Source organism: Streptomyces sp. LaPpAH-108 (assembly GCF_000373625.1).
Taxonomy (GTDB): domain Bacteria; phylum Actinomycetota; class Actinomycetes; order Streptomycetales; family Streptomycetaceae; genus Streptomyces.
Genome location: NZ_KB891994.1, coordinates 594,801 through 616,108 on the forward strand (window position 1 = coordinate 594,801; position 21,308 = coordinate 616,108).

General features: G+C 69.2%; 16 protein-coding genes and 1 pseudogene. 10 read left to right on the forward strand and 7 right to left on the reverse strand.

Annotated features, from left to right (window positions below; genetic code table 11):
* Positions 1–28 precede the first annotated feature (28 nt).
* On the forward strand, positions 29–994 hold the full coding sequence (locus tag B079_RS0118270) for an SDR family NAD(P)-dependent oxidoreductase (RefSeq protein ID WP_018547290.1): 966 nt from the start codon (positions 29–31) through the stop codon (positions 992–994).
* A gap of 101 nt (positions 995–1,095) precedes the next feature.
* On the opposite strand, the gene B079_RS0118275 is transcribed toward B079_RS0118270, so the two are convergent.
* Positions 1,096–2,034 (reverse strand): NADP-dependent oxidoreductase, encoded by a 939-nt coding sequence (locus B079_RS0118275; RefSeq protein ID WP_037801696.1) that lies wholly within the window; start codon positions 2,032–2,034, stop codon positions 1,096–1,098.
* A gap of 52 nt (positions 2,035–2,086) precedes the next feature.
* Between B079_RS0118275 and B079_RS0118280 the strand changes: the two genes are divergently transcribed.
* Entirely contained in the window at positions 2,087–3,076 is a 990-nt protein-coding gene (locus tag B079_RS0118280) for a GlxA family transcriptional regulator (protein WP_420705776.1), read from the forward strand.
* Positions 3,077–3,263: 187 nt separating this feature from the next.
* On the opposite strand, the gene B079_RS0118285 is transcribed toward B079_RS0118280, so the two are convergent.
* On the reverse strand, positions 3,264–3,785 hold the full coding sequence (locus B079_RS0118285) for a hypothetical protein (protein ID WP_018547293.1): 522 nt from the start codon (positions 3,783–3,785) through the stop codon (positions 3,264–3,266).
* Between the two features lie 375 nt (positions 3,786–4,160).
* Here B079_RS0118285 and B079_RS0118295 point away from each other — a divergent pair, with 375 nt between their 5' ends.
* From B079_RS0118295 to B079_RS0118305, 4 genes are all read left to right on the forward strand, one after another.
* Positions 4,161–10,379, forward strand: a complete 6,219-nt coding sequence (locus tag B079_RS0118295; RefSeq protein WP_018547295.1) for a DNRLRE domain-containing protein — start codon at positions 4,161–4,163, stop codon at positions 10,377–10,379.
* A 75-nt stretch (positions 10,380–10,454) separates the two neighbouring features.
* Positions 10,455–10,649 (forward strand): hypothetical protein, encoded by a 195-nt coding sequence (locus B079_RS35230; protein WP_158685010.1) that lies wholly within the window; start codon positions 10,455–10,457, stop codon positions 10,647–10,649.
* Positions 10,650–10,853: 204 nt separating this feature from the next.
* Positions 10,854–11,399: a hypothetical protein gene (locus tag B079_RS0118300; RefSeq protein ID WP_018547296.1), complete on the forward strand. Its 546-nt coding sequence runs from the start codon at positions 10,854–10,856 to the stop codon at positions 11,397–11,399.
* Positions 11,400–11,414: 15 nt separating this feature from the next.
* Positions 11,415–11,744: a hypothetical protein gene (locus tag B079_RS0118305; RefSeq protein ID WP_018547297.1), complete on the forward strand. Its 330-nt coding sequence runs from the start codon at positions 11,415–11,417 to the stop codon at positions 11,742–11,744.
* A gap of 261 nt (positions 11,745–12,005) precedes the next feature.
* Here B079_RS0118305 and B079_RS34025 read toward each other — a convergent pair.
* Both B079_RS34025 and B079_RS0118315 read right to left on the reverse strand, forming a co-directional pair.
* A pseudogene (locus tag B079_RS34025) lies at positions 12,006–12,227 on the reverse strand (ATP phosphoribosyltransferase); the annotation flags it as partial.
* Between the two features lie 288 nt (positions 12,228–12,515).
* Positions 12,516–13,025, reverse strand: a complete 510-nt coding sequence (locus B079_RS0118315) for a hypothetical protein (RefSeq protein WP_018547298.1) — start codon at positions 13,023–13,025, stop codon at positions 12,516–12,518.
* 414 nt (positions 13,026–13,439) lie between these two features.
* Between B079_RS0118315 and B079_RS34035 the strand changes: the two genes are divergently transcribed.
* On the forward strand, positions 13,440–14,240 hold the full coding sequence (locus B079_RS34035; protein WP_199779932.1) for a hypothetical protein: 801 nt from the start codon (positions 13,440–13,442) through the stop codon (positions 14,238–14,240).
* 465 nt (positions 14,241–14,705) lie between these two features.
* Here the strand turns inward: B079_RS34035 and B079_RS0118325 are convergent, their stop codons facing one another.
* Positions 14,706–16,034, reverse strand: coding sequence for a class I SAM-dependent RNA methyltransferase (locus B079_RS0118325; protein WP_026248829.1), 1,329 nt, complete (start codon positions 16,032–16,034; stop codon positions 14,706–14,708).
* A gap of 617 nt (positions 16,035–16,651) precedes the next feature.
* Complete coding sequence (locus tag B079_RS0118330) at positions 16,652–18,700, reverse strand: APC family permease (protein WP_018547301.1); 2,049 nt, start codon at positions 18,698–18,700, stop codon at positions 16,652–16,654.
* Positions 18,701–18,870: 170 nt separating this feature from the next.
* Between B079_RS0118330 and B079_RS36340 the strand changes: the two genes are divergently transcribed.
* The 3 genes from B079_RS36340 to B079_RS0118345 all read left to right on the forward strand — a co-directional run bounded on the left by B079_RS36340 (position 18,871) and on the right by B079_RS0118345 (position 20,454).
* A complete protein-coding gene (locus tag B079_RS36340) occupies positions 18,871–19,005 on the forward strand; it encodes a hypothetical protein (RefSeq protein WP_018547302.1) in 135 nt (44 codons plus the stop codon).
* Between the two features lie 106 nt (positions 19,006–19,111).
* Complete coding sequence (locus B079_RS0118340) at positions 19,112–19,783, forward strand: potassium channel family protein (protein ID WP_018547303.1); 672 nt, start codon at positions 19,112–19,114, stop codon at positions 19,781–19,783.
* On the forward strand, positions 19,783–20,454 hold the full coding sequence (locus tag B079_RS0118345; RefSeq protein ID WP_018547304.1) for a potassium channel family protein: 672 nt from the start codon (positions 19,783–19,785) through the stop codon (positions 20,452–20,454). The genes B079_RS0118340 and B079_RS0118345 overlap by 1 nt, the downstream gene beginning before the upstream one ends.
* Before the next feature lie 65 nt (positions 20,455–20,519).
* Here the strand turns inward: B079_RS0118345 and B079_RS0118350 are convergent, their stop codons facing one another.
* Entirely contained in the window at positions 20,520–21,305 is a 786-nt protein-coding gene (locus tag B079_RS0118350; RefSeq protein WP_018547305.1) for a DUF3159 domain-containing protein, read from the reverse strand.
* Positions 21,306–21,308 lie beyond the last annotated feature (3 nt).

Here is a 21,308-nt window from a genome sequence, read left to right on the forward strand (position 1 = left end):
GTGCACTCCAATTCGTACCGTTCCGGGCATGACCACTCCTGCACAGCACAAGATCGGATCGGGTTTCGGCGCCGACACCACCGCCGACGAGGTCCTGCACGGCATCGACCTCACCGGGAAGCTCGCGATCGTCACCGGCGGCTACTCGGGCATCGGCCTGGAGACGACCCGCGCGCTCGTGAAGGCGGGCGCCGAGGTGGTCGTGCCCGCGCGCCGCACCGACACCGCCCGGGAAGCCCTGGCGGATCTCGACGACGTCGAGGTGGACGAGCTGGACCTCGGTGACCTGGAGAGCGTACGAGGGTTCGCCGAGCGGTTCCTGGCCTCCGGCCGCACCGTCGACATCCTGATCGACAGCGCGGGGATCATGGCGTGCCCGGAGACCCGGGTGGGCCCCGGCTGGGAAGCCCAGTTCGCCACCAACCACCTCGGCCACTTCGCCCTGGTCAACCACCTGTGGCCGGCGCTCGCGGCGGGCGGCGCCCGGGTGGTCTCCGTGTCCTCGCGCGGCCACCACCTCTCCCCCGTGCGCTGGGACGACGTCCAGTGGCGCGAGGGGTACGACAAGTGGCAGGCGTACGGCCAGGCCAAGACGGCGAACGCCCTGTTCGCCGTCCACCTGGACCAGCTCGGCCGCGACGCCGGTGTCCGCGCCTTCTCCCTCCACCCGGGCGGCATCATGACCCCGCTCCAGCGCCACCTCACCCACGAGGAGATGGTCGAGCGCGGCTGGATCGACGAACAGGGCAACCCCGTGGACCCCTCCAGCTTCAAGACCCCCGAACAAGGCGCCGCCACCCAGGTCTGGGCCGCCACCTCCCCCCAGCTCGACACCCTCGGCGGCCTCTACCTCGAAGACTGCGACATCGCCGAACCCGCCCCCGAGGACGGCGCCTGGTCCGGCGTGAAGTCCTGGGCCACCGACCCGGAGCAGGCGGCCCGCCTGTGGGAACTGTCGGCGGAACTGACGGGCGTGAACGCGTTCGCGAAGTAGGCCCCGGCACCACTCCGGCTCGCGTCGGCGGCGGGGAAGTCGCCACCACCGACGCGAGCCGAAGAGCCGTCCCTGAAAGCCCGTCAGAACTCGCCGGACGGTCAGGCCCCGTCGACCACCAGCACGATCTTCCCGCTCGTCCGCCCCGTCTCCCCCAGCGCATGCGCCTTCGCCGCCTCCGCCAGCGGGAACACCTCCTCAATGTGGGCCCGCAGCGCACCGGAGGCCGCCAGTTCGGCGACGGTCTTCATCCCCGCCTGGTCGGCCTCCACGAGCAGCGTCTCCACCCGCACCCCGCGCGCCTCGGCCTTCGCCGCCTCCTCCGGATCGGTACCGGGCAGCAGCGAGACGAGCACGCCACCGGGGCGCAGCACGTCGAGCGAACGTACGCGGGTGTCACCGGAGACGGGGTCCAGCACCACGTCCACGTCCCGTACGGCGTCCCGGAAGTCGACGGAGCGATAGTCGATCACCTCGTCGGCTCCGAGCGACCGCAGGAACTCGTGCTTCGGCGCGCTCGCCGTGCCGATCACGTACGCCCCGAGCGACTTGGCGATCTGTACGGCGAGGTGCCCGACCCCACCGGCGGCGGCATGCACCAACACCCGCTGACCGGGCTTGACTTGGGCGGCGTCCACGAGCGCCTGGTACGCCGTGAGCGCGGCCAGCGGCAGCGCCCCCGCCTGGACGTGGTCGATCGAGGCGGGCTTGTGCGTGAAGGCGCGGGCGGGGCCGGTGACGTACTCGGCGTGGGCGCCGACGCCGTGCGGGTAGGGCAGCATCCCGAAGACCTCGTCGCCGGGCTTGAAGAGGGTCACGCCGAAGCCGACCGCCTCCACGGTGCCGGAGACGTCCCAGCCGAGGACGAGGGGGAGCCGGTCGAGGAAGACGCGCTGGGCGCGGTGCTTCCAGTCGGTCGGGTTGAGACCGGCGGCGCGGACGGAGACCAGGATCTCGCTCGGGCCCGGCTGGGGGCGGGGCAGCTCGGTCTCCTGCAGGACCTCCGGGGTGCCGTACTCGTCCTGGCTGATGGCGCGCATGGTGGGGTTGTTCGTCATACGTCCAGGTTCGCCGGAGCCGCCCGCGCGTACCATGGCAGGAAAGACATCTTTCAACGGGATCGTGCCAATGACCGCTCACCGTGTCGTCGTCCTCGCTCTCGACGGGGTGTACCCCTTCGAGCTGGGCATCCCCAGCCGGGTCTTCGGTTCGGCCGGGGGCCGCTACGAGGTGCTGACCTGCTCGGCCGACGGCGGCCCCGTCGCCACCAACTCCGACTTCTCGGTGACGGTCGGCCACGGGCCCGAGGTGCTGGCGACGGCGGACACGGTGGTGCTGCCGCCGTTCGACGTCGACCGCCTCACCCGCGGCCTGTCCCCGAAGGCCGACGCGGCGCTGGCGGCCGTACCGCCCGGCGCCCGGATCGTCTCCATCTGCACCGGCGCCTTCGTACTGGCCGCCGCCGGGCGGCTCGACGGCCGCCCGGCCACCACGCACTGGGCCCTCGCGGACCTCTTCCGCTCCTGGTACCCGAGGGTGTCGCTCGACCCGGACGTCCTCTTCGTGGACGACGGCGACATCCTCACCTCGGCGGGCGCGGCCTCGGGAGTCGACGTGTGCCTGCACGTCGTACGGAAGGATCATGGCGCCGCCGTCGCCAACCAGGTGGCCCGCGCGTGTGTCGTACCGCCGTGGCGGGACGGCGGCCAGGCGCAGTACATCCGGCGCCCGGTGCCCGAGGAATCCGCCCACAGCACCTCGGCCACCCGCCATTGGGCACTGGAGCACCTGCACGAACCCCTCTCGCTCACGGAGTTGGCCGCCCACGCCCGCATGAGCGTCCGCACCTTCGCCCGCCGCTTCACCGAGGAGGTCGGCACCAGCCCCGGCCGCTGGCTCATCCAACGCCGCCTCGACCGCGCCCGCCACCTCCTGGAAACCACGGACCTCCCCGTGGACGACATCGCCACCCAGGTGGGCTTCGCCACAGGCACCTCCCTACGAGAACACCTGCACGCGACGATCGGCGTGACACCCGTGGCATACCGCCGGACGTTCCGCGGAACGACGGTCACCCCCTAGAACCCGCGGGCCACCGATACGACACCACATCCGCCTCACTCGCCCCCACGAGCCGCAGCCGCCGTCCGCCACCCCGGGTGCGCGCACGGGGAGGTAGCCCCCGAACCCCCCGAAGCGATCACACGTCCCCTCGGCCGGCCGACGACCGTGTCGTACGCATCAGCCCCCTCCGCCGCACGGGTACCAGCTACTTCTTCACCGCGCCGTGCAGAGCCTCGGCAATCTTCGGTGCCAAGCGCTCGCTGTCCGCGCGTGCGGTGTCAGTGGTGGTGGGCAGGCTGACAGCCCAGGTGTCGCCGGTGACGGCGATGCCGCCCATGGTCTGCGAGACGCCGCTCCACCCGGCAAGCGCCTTACCGTTCGGGAACATGTTGATCCCGGCGTCCCCCGCCGCAGGCGCTCCGGCCTTGTCGGTGACCGTGAAGTCGTAGGCGCTGCCGCCGACGTCGCTGATGTACGACGCATCGGTGTCCTTGTGCAGCATGGACACGGTGAACCCAGCACGGTCGAGAGCGTCGGCAATGTCCTGCGCCGTTTTGTAGTGGCTGCCGGTGGCGGGAGCCGTATGAGGCGCTGCGGGCGCCGGTGTGCTCGCCGTCGGCTTCGCGTCGGCAGTCGTGACCTTTTCCGGGCCCAGCAGCGCCCACCCGGCGGCACCGACGACGATCCCGACGGCCCCGGCGATGGCTGCCGTGATCGTGGTCCTCACGCTTCCCCCTCCCCGTGATGGTGCGTCAGCTGCGGATGATCTCATCGGCCCCAGACAGGGTCAACTCGGGCACGATGCGGCCTGCGCGGTGAAGTACTACGCGCCCTGTAGCTCAGAAGGTGGCGGGCGGGCTGTCCTCCGCCCCGACTGCCACGTGCACGTCAGCAGACCTCCAGAGCAACGCGAAATCGCGCACGAACCTGGTGAGGATCTCACTTCTTTCGTCATCACCAAGGTGATCGGATCGGGCGCCCATACGTTCCGAATCGCAAGGGATGCCGCTCGATGAGACATGCCGTGCCCCGATCGCGGGGCCCCGCGATCGCCCGCCGTCGTCGTAGACGAACCCTGTCGGGTATCGCCCTCTCCGCCGCCATGCTCCTGGCGGCCGAAGCCGCTCTCCTGGTCGGCGACACGGGCGATGCCGTGGCCCTCAATCTGTCCGGCCAGAGCCCAAAGACGCACACCGCCAAGCCCAAGAAGCCGAGCGCCCAACAGGCGGCCGACATACCCTCCGCCCGGGTCGCCGCCCGCCTCTACGGCCACCGCGTCGAGGCGCTGAGTGAGCGTACCGAGACGTCGACGACGTGGGTGAACAAGGACGGCAGTCTCACCACCGAACTCGCTGCGGGTCCGGTTCGGTTCGAGCGGGACGGCCGGTGGACCGACGTGGATGTCGAGCTGCGGGAGACCTCCCAGGGTGTCGAGCCCAAGGCGCATCCGGAGGGTCTGCGGCTGGCCGGGAAGTCCGGGACGCCGGTGAAGTCCTGGAAGGCCGCGCGGGAGGCGAAGGCCACCGATCTGGTCACCCTCGGCGAGGGCGAGCGGCAGATCACCTTGCAGTGGAAGGGCGGCCTGCCGAAGCCGGAACTGGACGGCACCCGGGCGCAGTACACCGACGCCGTCCCCGGTGCGGATGTGGTCGTGGAGGCCACGCGGACCGGTTTCGAGCAGTACGTCGAGATCAAGGAGCGCCCCGGTGCGGAGGGCTACTCCTACACCCTGCCGCTGAAGGCCAAGGGGCTCAAGGCGAGACAACTGGCGGACGGCAGTGTCCTGTTCACCGACCGCAAGAACAAGAAGCGGGCCGTGATGCCCGCTCCGGTGATGTGGGACGCCACCGTCGACAAGCGCTCCGGCGAGCACACCCGCAAGGCGAAGGTCGGCCTCAAGGTGGTCCAGAAGGGTGCCTTGGTCGACCTGGTGATCACCCCGGACGCGACGTTCCTCGCCGACCCGGACACCCGGTACCCGGTGACCGTGGACCCCTCCACCTCCTCGCTGTCCAACGTCTTCGACACCTACGTCCAGCAGGGCGAGACCGTCGACTGGTCCACCGACACCGAACTCGACTTCGGCAACCCCGGCACCAAGAACGCCGACGGCACCCCGCGCACCGCGCAGTCGTTCATCTCCTGGAACACCACACCGATCCAGGACGCGCTGGTCCTGGACGCCAAGCTGTCCCTGTGGAACTTCCACTCGGGCAACAACGCCGACTGCAAGCTCTACCCGTGGGAGGTGTGGTCCTCCCCCGCCGCGTCCACCTCCAGCCGGTGGACCAACCGCCCGGTGATGACGGCGAAGAAGGCCACCTCCACCGAGACCCGCGGCAACGCCGACTGCACCAGCCAGCCCGACGGCTGGATCAACGCCGACGTCACCACCCTGACGCAGGAGTGGGCCTCGGCGAAGGCCACCCGCGGCCACATGGGCATCCGCGCCACCGACGAGTCGGTCACCGCCCAGTGGAAGCGGGTCAACTCCGCCAACGCCGCGTCCAACCCGCCCAAACTGGTGGTCCGTTACAACTACCGGCCGCGCACCGGCACCAAGCAGGAAGCCGGCCCGCCGTACTTCTCCTACAGCGGCACCTACGTCGTCAACACCACCACCCCGACCCTGCGGGACACCTTCGTCGACGCCGACGGCGACAAGGTCAACGGCACCTTCCAGATCTTCGACAACGCCACCAACACCCAGGTCGGCGACGTCATCGTCTCCAAGTACGTCCCGTCCGGACAGGTCGCCTCCGTGACCGTCCCCTCCGGAGTCCTCACGGACGGCAAGACGTACAAGTTCCGCACGTCACCGTACGACGGCACGCACTACAACACCGGCTGGTCGGCCTGGAAGACCTTCACCGTCGACACCAAGGCACCCTCCGCCCCCACCAAGATCGTATCCACGCACTACCCGGTGAACGCCTGGGTCAAGGGCGCGGGCCAGGCAGGCACCTTCACCGTCACCCCGCCCTCCGGCACCGACCACAACTGGCTCGAGTGGACCCTGGACGGCGTCACCTGGACCAAGGTCGCCACCAACGGCGCCGGCGCCGACAAGGCCATCAGCATCACCCCGCCCAAGGACGGCACCCACACCCTCCAGGTCCGCGCGGTCGACAAGGCGGACAACAAGTCCGACGCCGTCGAATACACCTTCCACGCCGGACCCGGCGGCTTCCTCCAGCCCTCCGATGGCGAACGCACCGCACGCCGCCTCCCGCTGGCCGCCGAGGCCGACGGCGGCAAGTACAACGCGGTGTCCTTCTCCTGGCGCCGCTCCGAAGCCGACCCCTGGGTCAAAATCCCGGCCGCGGACGTCACCTCCGGCGGCGATCCGCTCACCGCCTGGCCCGTCCCGATGACCGGCGGCAAGAACACACCCCTCGTCTGGAACACCACCAGCACCGTCGACCCCGACGGCACCGTACAGATCAAGGCCGACTTCACCGGCCCCAACAGCGCCTCCGGCAGCACCGAACCACTGACCGTCGTGGTCGACCGCAACGCCGACGGCGCGGCGAGCAACGAGGTCGGCCCGGGCAGCGTCAACCTGTTGACCGGCAATTACACCCTGTCGGCCACCGACGCCTCCGCATTCGACCTCTCCGTCTCCCGCACCGCCTCCTCGCGCGTCCCGGACAAGGGCGCCACGCAGGAGGGCCAGGCCCCGATCTTCGGCAAGGAGTGGGTCTCCGGCACCGCCGCCGAGATGACCGACTCCGACTTCAGCCACCTCCGCAAGATCTCCGACACCGCCGTCGCGGTCGTCGACGCCGAAGGCGAGGAGACCCACTTCACCGCGAACGCGGCCAAGACGGGGTGGATACCCGAGCCCGGTTCGGAGGACCTGACCCTCAAGGGCAGTGTGAGTGCCGCCTTCACGCTCACGGACACCGAGGGCACGGTCACCGAGTTCACCAAGCCCGAGGCCGGGGCCACCACCTGGCAGGTCTCCAGCACCCTGCTGGACGGTCTCTCGAACTCCACGACCACCGTGGTCTCCGAGACGGTGACGGTGGACGGCAAGAAGCTGGCCCGTCCCAAGCGGGTCATCGCCCCCACGTCGGCCGCGACGACCGCCGCGTGCACCTCGGACCCCACCACGAAGGGCTGCCGGGTCCTGGAGTTCGTCTACGCGACCGCGACCACCGGCACCGACAGCGCGTTCGGCGATGTGACCGGGCAGGTCAAGGAGATCCGTCTGTGGTCCACCGACCCCGGCGCCTCCGCGGCCACGTCGAAGTCCGTGCAGGCGTACCTGTACGACGGCAACGGCCGTCTGCGCCAGGCATGGAACCCGCAGATCAGCCCCGCCCTGAAGACCGAGTACGCCTACGACGGCGCGAGCCGCGTCACCAAGTACACCTCGCCCGGCGAACTGCCGTGGACCTTCACCTACGGCAAGGCGGGCAACGCCTCCACCGCCGGTGACGGCATGCTCCTCAAGGCGTCCCGTCCGGGCCTGAAGCAGGGCACCGCGGATGTCGAGGAGGGCACGGCGGCCACCAGCGTCGTCTACGACGTGCCGCTGACCGGCAGCGCGGCGCCGTACAAGATGGGCGCGGCGGACGTGAGGGCCTGGGGCCAGCTCGACGCACCCACCGACGCCAGCGCCGTCTTCCCCGCCGACGCCGTCCCGGCATCGCACTCCGGCGGCTCGCTCGCCGCGGCCGACTACAAGCGGGCCGACGTCCACTACCTCGGGGTGTCGGGCCGCGAGGTCGACTCCGCCACCCCCGGCGGGCGCATCTCCACCACCGAGTACGACCGCTTCGGCAACACCGTCCGTGAACTGTCCGCCGCCAACCGTGCCGTCGCCCTTGGGCTGACCGCCGACGACAAGGCCGTCCAGGCCGACCTCGGCATCGCGAAGCTCAGCGGCGCCGAGCGGGCCGACCTGCTGGCCACCCGCTCCGTCTACAACGACAACGGCACCCGGGAGCTGGAGGAGTTCGGGCCGCTGCGCCGTATCGACCTGACCGCCGACCTCAAGCAGGGCACCACCACCCTCGTCCCCGCCGGCACGTCGGTCACGGCCCGCACCTGGACGGTCAACGAGTACGACGCCGGGCGTCCGACGGACGGCACCGCGAAGGTCAAGGACCAGATCACCAAGGCCACCGTGGGCGCCCAGGTGCGCGAGCACCCCTCCGTCCAGGGCGAGATCCGGGCCACCCAGACCGTCTACGACTGGGCCAAGGGCCTGCCGACGAAGACCGTCAAGGACCCCGGCGGGCTGGCGATCACCGAGACGACCGAGTACGACGCCCAGGGCCGGATCACCAAGCAGCTCCTGCCCGGCGCCACCGGCACCGATGCCGGAACCCGCGTGACCACGTACTGGTCGGCGACCGGCACCGGCGCCTGTGCGGGCCGTCCCGAGTGGGCCGACCTGGTCTGCTCGATCGCCGCGGGCGGTGCCATCACCGGCGGCGGCTCGCAACCCGCTCAACTGCCCACGACCACCACCGAGTACGACCGGTGGGGCAGCCCGGCCAAGGTCACCGAGACCGCCAACAGCGTGACGCGCACGACCACCACGACATACGACGGCGCGGGCCGCCCGACCAAGGTCGCCATCACCGGCGGCACCGGCCAGGCGGTTCCCGAGTCGACCACCGAGTACGATCCGGCGACCGGCCAGGCGGTGAAGACCACCTCGCCCACCGGCGGCACCCTCACCAAGGCGTACGACAAGCTCGGCCGCCAGATCTCCTACACCGACGCCGACGGCGGGAAGACCACGACCGAGTACGACCTGCTGGGCCGCCCGGTCAAGGTCACCGACACGGCGCCGTCGACCGTCACCTACACCTACGACACGGCCGTCGAACCGCGCGGCCTCGCCACCAGCACCACCGACTCGGTGGCCGGCACCTTCCGTGCCACCTACGACGCGGACGGCTCGGTCGCCACCGAGAAGCTGCCCGGCGGTTACACCCTCACCCAGACCGAGGACACCACCGGTTCGGCCACCGACCGCACCTACACGCGTGACAGCGACGGCACGATCGTCTACTCCGACACCGTGACCGAGTCCATCCACGGCCAGGTCGCCGCCCACGCGGGCTGGTCCGACCAGACCTACCGCTACGACGCCGTCGGGCGCCTCACCACCGTCGAGGACACCACCGAGACGATCTGCACCCGCCGCGCGTACACCTTCGACGCACGCACCAACCGCAAGTCCCTGACCACCGCGACCGGCACCCCGGGCGCCGACTGCCCCACCAGCGGGGGCACCACCACCAACTCCACCTACGACAGCGCCGACCGCATCGTCGACTCGGGCTATACCTACGACGCGTACGGCCGCACCACCGCCGTCCCGAACCAGGGCACGATCGGCTACTACGCCAACGACCTGGCGTACCAGCAGACGGCCAGCGGCAAGCGCCAGACCTGGCAGCTGGACGCGGCTCTGCGCTTCCGCTCCTGGACGGTCGAGACCGGCAGCGGCAGCACCTGGACCCAGACCGCGTCCAAGCTCAACCACTACGACGGCGACGGCGACAACCCGCGCTGGATCGTCGAGAACACCACCACCGGAGCGCTGACCCGCAACGTCGACTCCGCCTCCGGCGATCTGGCCGCGACGACCACCAAGACGGGCGACACGGTCCTGCACCTGTCCACCATCCACGGCGACGTGGCCCTCCAGCTCCCGCTGGACACCAGCAAGGCACCCGTCGCCCTGGACGCGGACGAGTACGGCAACCCCCGCGCGAGCCAGACCGAAGCCCGCTACGGCTGGCTCGGCGCCAAACAGCGCTCCAGCGAGACACTCACCGGCCTGACGCTGATGGGCGTCCGCCTCTACAACCCGCAGACCGGCCGCTTCCTCTCCATCGACCCCGTCTACGGCGGGGGCGACAACCGCTACGGCTACCCGGGCGACCCGGTGAACCAGTTCGACCTCGACGGGAAGAACTGGTTCAAGAAGCAATGGAACCGGTTCAATAATAAGAGACATCGCGTGGGTCGTAATCCGAACTGGCGATCCTTCTATTGGTCCGGGAAGTTTGCGATAAGCACGGCGGGACTCATCGCTCCCTTCGGGCGGGTAAGGACCGCGAAGAACATGTACCGGGCGATCCGCGGCCCGAAGGGCACCCTCAAGCGTTGTGGCAAGTCCGCTGGCAGACTCGTCACCTGCGCCGGAGCTATCTGGGGTGTGCAAACCGCTGTCAACGACTTCAGGAACTGGAACAATAATCGGCGATTCCGCAATGACTGGAATGACGCCTTGACCAATGTTTCAAGGAGAAATGTATGCAGGAAGTACACAGGTAGATCGAGCTGCCGGTAGCGGCTCAGCCGGCGGCGGAGGGCGTCCCCTCCGCCGCCGGCATTCCATCTTTCATATCGAATCCGGGAGATTTTCATGCGTAATTACACGTTGACCATTTTCTTTATTATTTTTGTTCCCTTCATGGTGAGCAGTGCAGTTGATCGGGTTTCCGGTCAGGGATGGTCACGAGTATGGGGGGTGCTTGAAGCCGTCCTGGCTGTCGCGATCACGGCTGGTGCGGTAGTGGAGGTGCGCCAGGGCTGGAAGAGGAAGGCGGGCGACAAATAGAATTTCGACACACGTGACCTCGCTGAGTCGTTTTCACCCTGAATAGATGGAGGTCATCAGCGTGCTTCGCGATCAGGCCAGATCCGGCCCGCAACGTGCCCGCCGTTGCCTGTGCGGCCGAAGCGGCCACCCGCGCCGGGCGACTGCTGTCGGAGTCGGGGTGCCGCGTCATGTGTGAGGAATCCCGGAACGTGGAGGTCAAGGGTGCGGTACAGAAATCGAGTTGCCTTCGGCGCGGCGGGCGTCGGCATCGTCGCCCAACCATTCGTGGTGGCCTATGCGTTGCTCACGGCGAAGACCGACGGGAACAGCCTCGTGGATGCGGCGGCATTGCTCGGTCTGGCGTCGCTCTGCGCATGGTTCTTCGCCAGAATCGGCATACAACCGTCGATCGAGTGTGAGCACGGCCAGCTCAGCGTGCGCAACCCGCTGCTCTCGTATCGTGCATGGCTTTCCGACGTTCAGTTCGTCGCAGGCGATGGGCAAATCGGTCTGCGTATCGACGGGATCGGCATGGTCCATCCATGGGTCCTGTCCAGGTCGCTCTTCGACAGCAAGCACGCCCGGTCAGCCAGGAAGGAACTACGGGAGCTCATCACCGAGGCACATGTCACGACATCATCGGAAATACTGGCCGATGGAGATCCACCCGCCCACCGTTGGGTCCGCCGAGGGGCGACCGATCTCCTGCTCGTGCCGCCACTCGCTTTTTCCGTCTGGAACGTGATCGACATTCTCATGGGCAACTGATCGGCGACGAACCCTGTGACCCGTTACAAGAACCACCCCGTCTTCATCGCATCCGCAGGGCTCACCCTCGCCATGCTGTCGACCGCCGTCTACTTCCTGTTTCTCGACTCGGGCACACCACGCAACACCTGGGACGCGATCCTCGCCCTCGCCGTCCCCTGCGCCGTCATCTGGGTACTCACCCGCGTGGGACTGACCCCGTACGTCGAGTGGGGCGCGGGACGCATCACCGTCTGCAACCCGTTCATCGCCTACTCGGCCCCACTGTCCGAGATACGACTGCTCGGCAGATCAGAAACGCGCGCCGCGTGCGACATCACCGGCGTCGGCTCAGTGACCCCCTGAGCCATGACACGGTCCCTTTTCGACGGCCGCCGGGCCAACGAGGCCCGCCGCGACCTCAGGCATGCGGTTCTACGCACACCTGAGACGGGGAAAGACATCGATCCGAACGTCGGCAGGAGACTGCGCGTCGGATGGCACGACGCGCTTCTCGTCCCGTTCGTCACGGCCTGCGCCTGGGCCTTCATGCCGTGATCGCGTGAAGCGACGAAGGCGACGACCTCACCCGGCCCCCGCACATCACAGCCGACAGGCATACATCGCGGTGGTCGAAATCTCCCGCTCCAGCTGACCGGCCACGTAGGTACGGGGCGATGAGGACGCCCTGAAGACGGCGGACGAGCGCCGTACAGACGGGTCGGAGGCGCCGACGCCGACGCGGCGGACGACGATCGGCTCGCCGACGACCTCCAGGCCCGCGTTGCGCAGACTGGCACCGGTCTCGACGACATCGGCGATCACCTGGGCGACACCGAGTTCGATCGCCGCCCAGGACCGCTCGCCCTCGGCCAGGAAGCCGAAGACCAGGTCCTTGCCGCCGTAGGCCGAGGCGGGCTTGCGGAGCAACCGTTGGTCCCTCGATCGCACGGTCCAGGGTCTCCGGCCGCAGCCGGAAGGTCACCGGCACGTGCGCCCGGACGAGAGCCTGTTCTTCGCCAGTCGACAGGCCCTGGAACTCGGGGTCGTGGAGCAGGGCCAGGTTCGCCTTGTTGTCGTGAAGCGCGGCGGCGGGCGAGCCGATGAAGTCCAGCTTGCCAGCCGTATCGAGGTCCATCAGCGCGCGGTCGACGCGGGCGGCACGAAGTTCTTCGTCTCGTGCCAGGTGTACGCGGTGAAAACAGCATCCACCCGCCTGCCCCGGAAGTGGGCCCCGTCCTCGCTGAGGTCCAGCCCGCTGACGAGCCCGCAACTGATGTCGTGGCCCGCGGAGCGGATCATGTCGACGAAGAACCGGCGGCCACCGTCGAGGTCCGCCGGGTTGGCGGTGGCCTCGAAGACGTGCGGCGGCCCGTCGCCACGCGCCCGGGTGAGCCCGGCGAAGACGTCGAGCCACACCCGCGCCATGTCGGGGCCGTTCAGCCGCAGTCCGCGCGTGGCCAGGAAGGCGGCATACCGCGAGTGGCGGGTCGCGGCGGTGTACGGGGCCAGCGTGCTGAGTCCGCCCAGCGAGGCGACCACGTTCAGCTCGACGAGCTTCAGGCCCGCGTCGGTGACGACCAGGTCAGGCCGCATGAAGGCGGTGGCGACCCGGCGCAGCCGGGGTCGGCCCAGCGCCTCGGCCATCAGGGCGGCGTCCTCGTCCGGCAGGCCGAGGTAGTCGGCCCACGGCCGCCAGGTCGTTCCCGAAAAACGCCGATGACGTACAGGAACGCCAGGTCGATACCCGAGCAGAAGACAAGCCGTGCTGCTCGGCAGCCTGAACGCTCTGTCCCAGAGCTGGACGCGTGAGGTGATGGTCGCGATGCGCGGCGCGTACTTCGCCCGCAAGCTGCTCGCACACGAGCATGCGGAGCCCTTCGCCCGCCCGCCGAAGTGCGGCCGGTGCCAGGGGACGGAGATCGGTATCCGGAGACAGAAGGAAGAACGGCTGCCACGCGCCGTCTCCCGGGTTGGGAGCCACGCGTGCCTTGGGATACTTGCGGCGCAAGGGACTTGGGTAAGCACGCCCGGCGCCATGGGAGGAGACAAAAGCTCACGATGTCCACAGATCCGGTTGCGGACACGCCAAGTCCATCGCCAGAAGGCCAGCAACCTCAGTCAAACAGCCGGCCGGAACGCACTGCTCCGCAGCAGCGTTCACCACTGCTGGACAAGTCGAGTTGGGCAACGATCGTGATTCTTCCACTGGTCGGGGCACTGACCTTGTTCGCCGCCCAAGGCGCCTGGGGGTGGATCTCGGACAAAGTCTCGGACCCACCCGAACTGGAGGTCTACTCAGCAGGTCCCGACGGTTGTGCTCCCCGGTACTCAGAGTCGTCCCTCTCCGAGTTGAAGACGACCACCGCTGAGGCGGCCATCAACGGGGTGCCGGTGACGGACGCCCATTTCGATCCCGTAGAGATCCCGCTGACCTTGCAGGCCAAGGCGGATGAAGCAATTGTTGTCACTGGCATTAAAGTCCGGACTCTGTCTGATCGGAAGCTTCCTACGCGTGGAGTCATCGTGGAACCGACCGGCTGCGGTGGCGGAATGACGAAGCGTGAGTTCGACGTCAAGTTCGGTTCCGTTCCGGTCTCCGTGCGGCCACATGTCAGTCGATACAAGGACGGCGCCACAAGGACCAGTGCCGACTTCCCGTTCAAGATCTCGAAGAGCGATCCCGAACAGCTGTCCCTGTATCTCTTTCCCGGAGATCGTGATGTCCGGTTCTCGGTCGAGGTCCAGTGGGTATCTGGCGGTAACTTGGGCAGCGAGACACTCGACAACGACGGCCAGGGCTATCGAGTGATGGGCCCTGGGGGGATTCCGACGTTCTCCATGACAGAACTCTCTCGGTAGACCGCCTCCTCGCAGCGGGTACAGGGCGCGTGGCGGCTGCCCTCAAGCATCGGGGGCAACGGACACGACAGATTCTCCTGGACCGGCTACCGCGCCTTGGCCGGCCGTGCCCCATCTAGCTCAAGGCCCCCAGATCTTGATGACGGGACGGCGGCGACCTACGGCCCACCCCGGCCGTCAAGAACCCACGGTCACACTGGGGCATACGACGGGCACTACTCCCCCACCGCCCAGGCTCCGGGGAGCCCCACCAGCCGCGATCCGCTCAAGAACCGCGCGCAGGCATTCCCTGTTTGCCTTCGAAAGAGCGGCTCCTAGCCACGGAGTCTCTCAGGTCTTCCCTGAGACCTCCTACCGCGTCGCCGCGCGCGTCAGTAGCCTCGACGCGTTACGGACTATGGCTGGCTTGAAGGTAATTGAGCTGCCCAAAAGCCGACTGACGCCCCATCGGAACGGGCGTCAAGGTCAGGATCCCTTGGCGGCCGGTTCGAGGATCGCCACGCACTCCACATGATGCGTCATAGGAAACAGATCGAACGCCCGAAGCGTCCGCACCCGATACCCGTTCTCCCCGAAGTACTTCAGATCCCGGGCCAACGCAGCCGGGTCACAAGCGACATAGGCGATGCGACGCGCGCCCAGGGAGGCAAGATGCTCGACGGTCTTCTTGCCGGCGCCCGCGCGGGGCGGGTCCAGGACGATCAGGTCGACCTCGGTGATGCCGGTGCGGGGGAGGACGGACTCGACCTTGCCCTGTTCGATGCGGACGCGGGGGAAGTCGGCGAGGTTGTGGCGGGCGTCCTCCACCGCGCGCTTGCCAGATTCGATGCCGAGGACCGCGCCCTTGTCGCCGAGGCGGTCGGCCAGGGCGCCGGCGAACAGGCCGGCGCCGCAGTAGAGGTCCAGCGCCATCTCGCCCTTGCGGGGCAGCAGGCCCTGCATGACCGCAGTCACGAGGGTGTCGGCCGCCTTCGGGTGGACCTGCCAGAAGCCGCCGCTGCCGACGCGGTACGTACGGCCGTCGGCGCGCTCGCGGACGAAGGGGCGGCCGTGGACACGGTGGACGCCGCCGTCCTTCTCGTCGACCCGCATCACCGAGACCGGCTTGTCCAGCTCGACGATCGGCAGACGGGCCCCCGGGCGCGGGGTCAGGATGACCTGGCGGTCCTGCGAACCCGTCGCCGTGATCGCCTCGATCGACTCCATGCCGGACCAGTCGCGGGACTCGATGCCCAGCTCGGTGACGCCCTCCGCCGCGATCATGCAGCGGTCGATCCGCTCGACCTCGTGCGAGCGGTGGCGGCGCAGGCCCGCGTGGCCCTCGGCGTCCACGGCGTACTGCACACGCGTACGCCACTGGGGCACCTCGCCCGCGGGCAGCTTGTCGCCCTCGGCGGGCATCACGGTGCCGTCCCAGCCGACGTCCTCGGGCGTGAGGCCCGCGAGCCGCTGCAGCTGCTCGGCGATCACCTCGCCCTTCAGACGGCGCTGCGCGCCCGGCTTGGCGTGCTGCCAGTCGCAGCCGCCGCACTTGCCGGGACCGGCGAACGGGCACGGCGCCTCGATACGGTCCTTGGACGCGTCCAGGATCTCCACCGCGTCGGCACGCAGGAACCGCGCGCCCTCCTCGCCCTCCGTCACCCGGGCCACGATCCGCTCCCCCGGCAGCGTGTGCCGGACGAACAGCACCTGGCCCTCGGACGTACGGGCGATGCAGTGGCCACCGTGGGCGACGGGGCCGACCTCGACCTCGTACTCCCGGCCCACCAGAGACTTCGTCGATTCTGCCTGCATGGTGGGGGGACTCCAGATCAAGGGGCTGGGGGCGGTTACGACACCCCGTGGGGACAACAGCCCACCAGTCTACGGCGTCCCCGGCCACCCCAGGACCCGGGAGCGACCCCCGTCCCTGGAACCCGGGCTCCGGTGCGGACGGACCGTACGTCCACTTCGTCGACCAAGCCCAGCCAGCCCAGCCAGCCCGGCTGACCGAGCAGCCCGGCCCCCGGACGAACCCGCCGCCCAAGGGCCCGGCCGGAAAGCCCGTTCGCACCGGGCGCCCCCAGCCGCACTGTGCGATCCGAGAGCCTTCGTCCCCGGCAGCCCTGCGGGGCAGGAGACCCAGGCCCCGCCCCGAAGCGACCAACCCGACCGGCCCGACCAGCCACCGGAAAAGCTCCGGCCTCGGCCGGCCCACCCGCCACGGCGCCTCTGCCGCAGACAGACCGGCCCGCCCCTGGCTCCCCGCCCCAGACGGGACAGGCATTCCAGGGCCCCGCCCCGGGCCGCCCAACCTCAGCCAGAAACTCGCGGCCTTGGAAGCCCCCCGGCTCCAGAGCCACCCTCCCCACCCGAGGGCACCAACCAGGCCCCCCCCCGACCAGCAGCCTCCTACGCCGAAGGCAAAGCCCTCACTCCCGAACCCCCGCCCCCTCCTTCGCCCTCTCCGCCGGCCCCCGCCGCACCGCACCCGGCGCGCTCCACTCCTGCCGTCGCCGCGCCCGGTCGCGGGCGACCTGGGACGACTCCAGCTGATACGGCACGGACGTCACCATCACGCCCGGCGTGAACAGCAGCCGCCCCTTCAGCCGCAGCGCGCTCTGGTTGTGGAGCAGATGCTCGTACCAGTGGCCGACCACGTACTCGGGGATGATCACGGAGACCGCGTCGCGCGGGGACTGGCGGCGGAGGTTCTTGACGTACTCGATGATCGGGCGGGTGATCTCCCGGTAGGGCGAGTCGAGGACCTTGAGGGGAACGTCGATGCCGCGCCGCTCCCACTCCGCGCGGAGCGCCTTCGTCTCGGCCGGGTCGACGTTGACCGTCAGCGCCTCCAGGGTGTCGGAGCGCATCAGCTTGGCGTAGGCGAGGGCCCGCAGGGTGGGGCGGTGGATCTTGGAGATCAGGACGAGGGAGTGCACCCGGGAGGGGCGCACGCTGTCGTCGCTGGGCCCCTCGGGCGCGGCGATCTCGTCGGCGACGCGGTCGTAGTGCTTACGGATCGCGGTCATCGTGGCGTAGAAGATGCACATGCCGAGCAGGGCCACCCACGCGCCGTGGGTGAACTTGGTGACCAGCACGACGACCAGCACCAGGCCGGTGAAGAAGGCGCCGAAGGTGTTGATCGCGCGGGCGCGGATCATGCGGCTGCGCTTGGCCGGGTTCTTCTCGGCGGCCAGATGGCGGTTCCAGTGCCGGACCATGCCGGTCTGGCTGAGAGTGAAGGACACGAACACGCCGACGATGTAGAGCTGGATCAGCCGCGTGGAGTCCGCGCCGTAGATGACCACGAGAAGCATCGCCGTACCGGCCAGCAGCACGATGCCGTTGGAGAAGGCGAGGCGGTCGCCCCGGGTGTGCAGCTGGCGGGGCAGATAACGGTCCTGGGCGAGGATCGAGCCGAGCAGCGGGAAGCCGTTGTACGCCGTGTTCGCCGCGAGGAAGAGGACCAGGGCCGTCGCCGCCGCGAGGACGACGAACAGGAAGCTGCCCTTGCCGAAGACCGCCTCGGCGACCTGGGAGATCACCGGGTTCTGGACGTAGCCGGGGCCGATCGGTACGCCGCCCTTGAGCAGGTCGGTCGCCGGGTTCTCGGCCATGCGGACGCCGGTGGACATCGCGAGGCCGATGATGCCGCAGAACATGGTGACGGCCAGCAGGCCCATCATGGCGAGCGTGGTCGCCGCGTTCTTGGACTTGGGCTTGCGGAAGGCCGGGACGCCGTTGGAGATGGCCTCCACGCCGGTGAGCGCCGCACAGCCGGAGGAGAAGGCCCGCAGCAGCAGGAAGATCAGCGCGAAGCCCGCGAGTCCCTGGTGCTCGGCCCTGATGTGGAAGCCGGAGGTAGGGGCGTGCATGGTCTCGCCGAGGACCAGACCCCGGATCGCACCCCAGACGATCATGATGAAGACGCCGCCGACGAACACGTACGTCGGGATCGCGAAGAGCTTGCCCGACTCCTTCATGCCGCGCAGGTTCAGCAGCGTCAGCAGGAGGATCACCGCGCACGCGCAGAGCACCTTGTGCTCGATCACGAAGGGGATCGCGGAGCCCAGGTTCTCGATGCCCGAGGTGATGGAGACGGCGACGGTCAGCACGTAGTCGACCAGCAGGGCGCTGGCGACGGTGAGACCCGCCCGGGGGCCGAGGTTGGTGTTCGCCACCTCGTAGTCGCCGCCACCGCTGGGGTACGCGTGCACGTTCTGCCGGTAGGAGGCGACCACGGTGAACATCAGCACGACGACCGCGACGGCGATCCAGGGGCTGAAGTGGTACGCCGACACGCCCGCGATGGACAGGACCAGCAGGACCTCCCCCGGCGCGTAGGCGACGGAGGACAGCGGGTCGGAGGCGAAGACGGGGAGGGCGATGCGCTTCGGCAGGAGCGTTTCGCCCAGCCGGTCACTGCGCAAGGCGCGCCCGATCAGAATGCGTTTGGGCACGTCGGTCAGTTTGGACACGACAGAGGATCGTAAGGCTTCGAACAGGCAGCCGCCCACCCGAAAGACGCATTCTGCCTCACGAGTGAAATCAGGGGCGCGCGGAACCGCGGTTTCCGTGGTCCTCGCGCCCCCCGTGCCTAGATGGCAGACCGGCCCGTCGTCGCAGTTCATCGCCCTTCGGAGGTCCCATGCCCGCGACCGCGGAACTCATCGGAGCCGTCTTCGCGCTCCTCGCCCTCGGAATCCTGACCCGCCGCAGCGTGCGCAGCATCACGCGCCGCGGGGAACCCGGGGTGACGGGCGTCACCGATCCGCACAGGTGAGCACGTGATCAGCGGGTGCCTTACGGGTACCGCGCGTGTGTAGCTTTGGGCGTCGGTCTGAGACCCTGAGGCTGAGCAGTAACTTTTGGACACCGGAAGGACGGTCGTGCACATCGTCATCATGGGCTGCGGACGCGTGGGTTCCGCGCTCGCGCAGACCCTGGAGCAACAGGGCCACACGGTCGCGGTGATCGACCGAGACCCCACCGCCTTCCGACGGCTGGGCCCGGGATTCGGCGGTCGCCGGGTCACCGGCGTCGGCTTCGACCAGGACACCCTGCGCGAGGCCGGCATCGAGGAGGCGGGCGCCTTCGCCGCCGTATCCAGCGGTGACAACTCCAACATCATCTCCGCGCGGGTCGCCCGCGAGATGTTCGGCGTGGAGAACGTGGCCGCCCGCATCTACGACCCCCGCCGTGCCGAGGTCTACCAGCGCCTGGGCATCCCGACGGTGGCCACGGTCCGCTGGACCGCCGACCAGATGCTGCGCCGTCTGCTGCCCTCCGGCGCCGAGCCGCTGTGGCGCGATCCCACCGGTGGGGTGCAGCTCGCCGAGGTGCACGCCTCCGAGAAGTGGGTCGGCCACAAGATCAGCAAGCTCCAGGAGGAGACGGGCGTCCGCGTGGCGTTCCTGACCCGCCTGGGCGAGGCCGTGCTGCCCACCTCGCAGACGGTCCTGCAAGAAGGTGACCTGGTGCACGTGATGATGCGCACGGACGACGTGGAGAAGGTCGAGGCGGCGTTCGCCGGGGGCCCCGAAGAGGAGAGCGGTCACTGATGAGGGTCGCCATTGCCGGTGCCGGTGCCGTCGGCCGCTCGATCGCGGCCGAGCTGCTGGAGAACGGCCACGAGGTCCTGCTGATCGACAAGGCGCCGACCGCCATCTCGGTCGAGCGCGTACCCCAGGCGGAGTGGCTGCTCGCCGACGCCTGCGAGATCACCTCCCTGGACGAGGCCGCGCTCCAGCGCTGCAACGTCGTCATCGCCGCGACCGGTGACGACAAGGTCAACCTGGTGGTCTCGCTCCTCGCCAAGACGGAGTACGGCGTCCCGCGCGTCGTCGCCCGGGTGAACAACCCCAAGAACGAATGGCTCTTCAACGAGTCCTGGGGCGTGGACGTGGCCGTCTCCACCCCGCGTCTGATGTCCGCCCTGGTCGAGGAGGCGGTGAGCGTCGGCGACCTGGTCCGGCTGCTCCGCTTCAGCCACGGCGACGCCAACCTGGTCGAGCTGACCCTGCCGGAGGAGTCGGCCCTGGCCGGCACCCAGGTCGGGGACGTGGCCTGGCCGGAGGACACCTCGCTGGTCACGATCATCCGGGGCACCCGGGTGCTGACCCCCTCCAAGGAGGACTCCCTGGAGCCGGGCGACGAACTCCTCTTCGTGGCCGCGCAGGCCCGGGAGGAGCAGCTGGAGGACCTGCTGTCGGTACGGCGCGAGGACAGCTGAGTCCCGTACGACAAAGAACCCCGGCTACCAACGTCGGTAGCCGGGGTTCTCCGCGTTCCACGCGGCTACGCGCCTCTGCGGTGCCGCCCGCCCGTCGGCTCGCCCGCCTCCGCCGCCGCGCGCTCCCGCTCCGCCTTCTCGGCCTTCTCCGCCTGCTCGGCGGCCTCCATCTCGGCGAACACGTCGATCGGCGCGGGCGCCTTCGCGAGGAAGACCCAGGTGAGCCAGACCGCCAGCAGGAAGGGCGGGATCTTCAGGATGACCAGGACCCAGCCGAGCTGGGTGGTGTCCGCCCACCAGTAGAGCGGGAAGAGGATCGCGCACTTGGCGAGCAGGATCAGGCCCCAGGCCCAACTGGCCTTGGCGTACGCCTTCTTGCGGCCGGGGTTGCGGGTGCGCCAGGAAAGGTTCTCCTTGAAGACCGGGCCGAGCATCAGACCGATCAGGGGCACCCCCGCGAGGGTGGTGATGATGTAGGCGAGCGCCAGGCCCAGGGTGTAGAGCATCCCGGGGAGGTAGAAGTCCTTGGCGTTGCCCGTGAACATCGCGAAGACGACACCGAAGGCCACACCGAAGACGCCGCTGAAGGCGTGCTTGACGGTGTCCCGGCGCAGCAGCCGGACGACCAGCATCACGACCGCCACGCCCAGCGCGGCGAGCGCGGACAGGTGGAGGTCCTTGTTGATCGTGTAGATCGTGACGAAGAGCAGTCCGGGCAGGACCGTCTCGACCATCCCCCGGATCCCGCCGAACGCCTGGAACAGCGCGGCCTCGGTGACCGCGCGCGCGTCGTGGTCGTCGTCCGGTGGTGTCTGTCCGGTGTCCTGGGTCGGCTTGTCGAGGGACGTCACCGG

What these genes read in the sequence shown, in the direction of transcription:
- B079_RS0118270 (WP_018547290.1), top strand. Translation starts at nt 29, where the DNA reads ATGACCACTCCTGCACAGCACAAGATCGGATCGGGTTTCGGCGCCGAC.
- B079_RS0118275 (WP_037801696.1), bottom strand. Translation starts at nt 2,034, where the DNA reads ATGCGCGCCATCAGCCAGGACGAGTACGGCACCCCGGAGGTCCTGCAG.
- B079_RS0118280 (WP_420705776.1), top strand. Translation starts at nt 2,087, where the DNA reads ATGGCAGGAAAGACATCTTTCAACGGGATCGTGCCAATGACCGCTCAC.
- B079_RS0118295 (WP_018547295.1), top strand. Translation starts at nt 4,161, where the DNA reads ATGCTCCTGGCGGCCGAAGCCGCTCTCCTGGTCGGCGACACGGGCGAT.
- B079_RS35230 (WP_158685010.1), top strand. Translation starts at nt 10,455, where the DNA reads ATGCGTAATTACACGTTGACCATTTTCTTTATTATTTTTGTTCCCTTC.
- B079_RS0118315 (WP_018547298.1), bottom strand. Translation starts at nt 13,025, where the DNA reads ATGGCCGAGGCGCTGGGCCGACCCCGGCTGCGCCGGGTCGCCACCGCC.
- B079_RS34035 (WP_199779932.1), top strand. Translation starts at nt 13,440, where the DNA reads ATGTCCACAGATCCGGTTGCGGACACGCCAAGTCCATCGCCAGAAGGC.
- B079_RS0118325 (WP_026248829.1), bottom strand. Translation starts at nt 16,034, where the DNA reads ATGCAGGCAGAATCGACGAAGTCTCTGGTGGGCCGGGAGTACGAGGTC.
- B079_RS36340 (WP_018547302.1), top strand. Translation starts at nt 18,871, where the DNA reads ATGCCCGCGACCGCGGAACTCATCGGAGCCGTCTTCGCGCTCCTCGCC.
- B079_RS0118345 (WP_018547304.1), top strand. Translation starts at nt 19,783, where the DNA reads ATGAGGGTCGCCATTGCCGGTGCCGGTGCCGTCGGCCGCTCGATCGCG.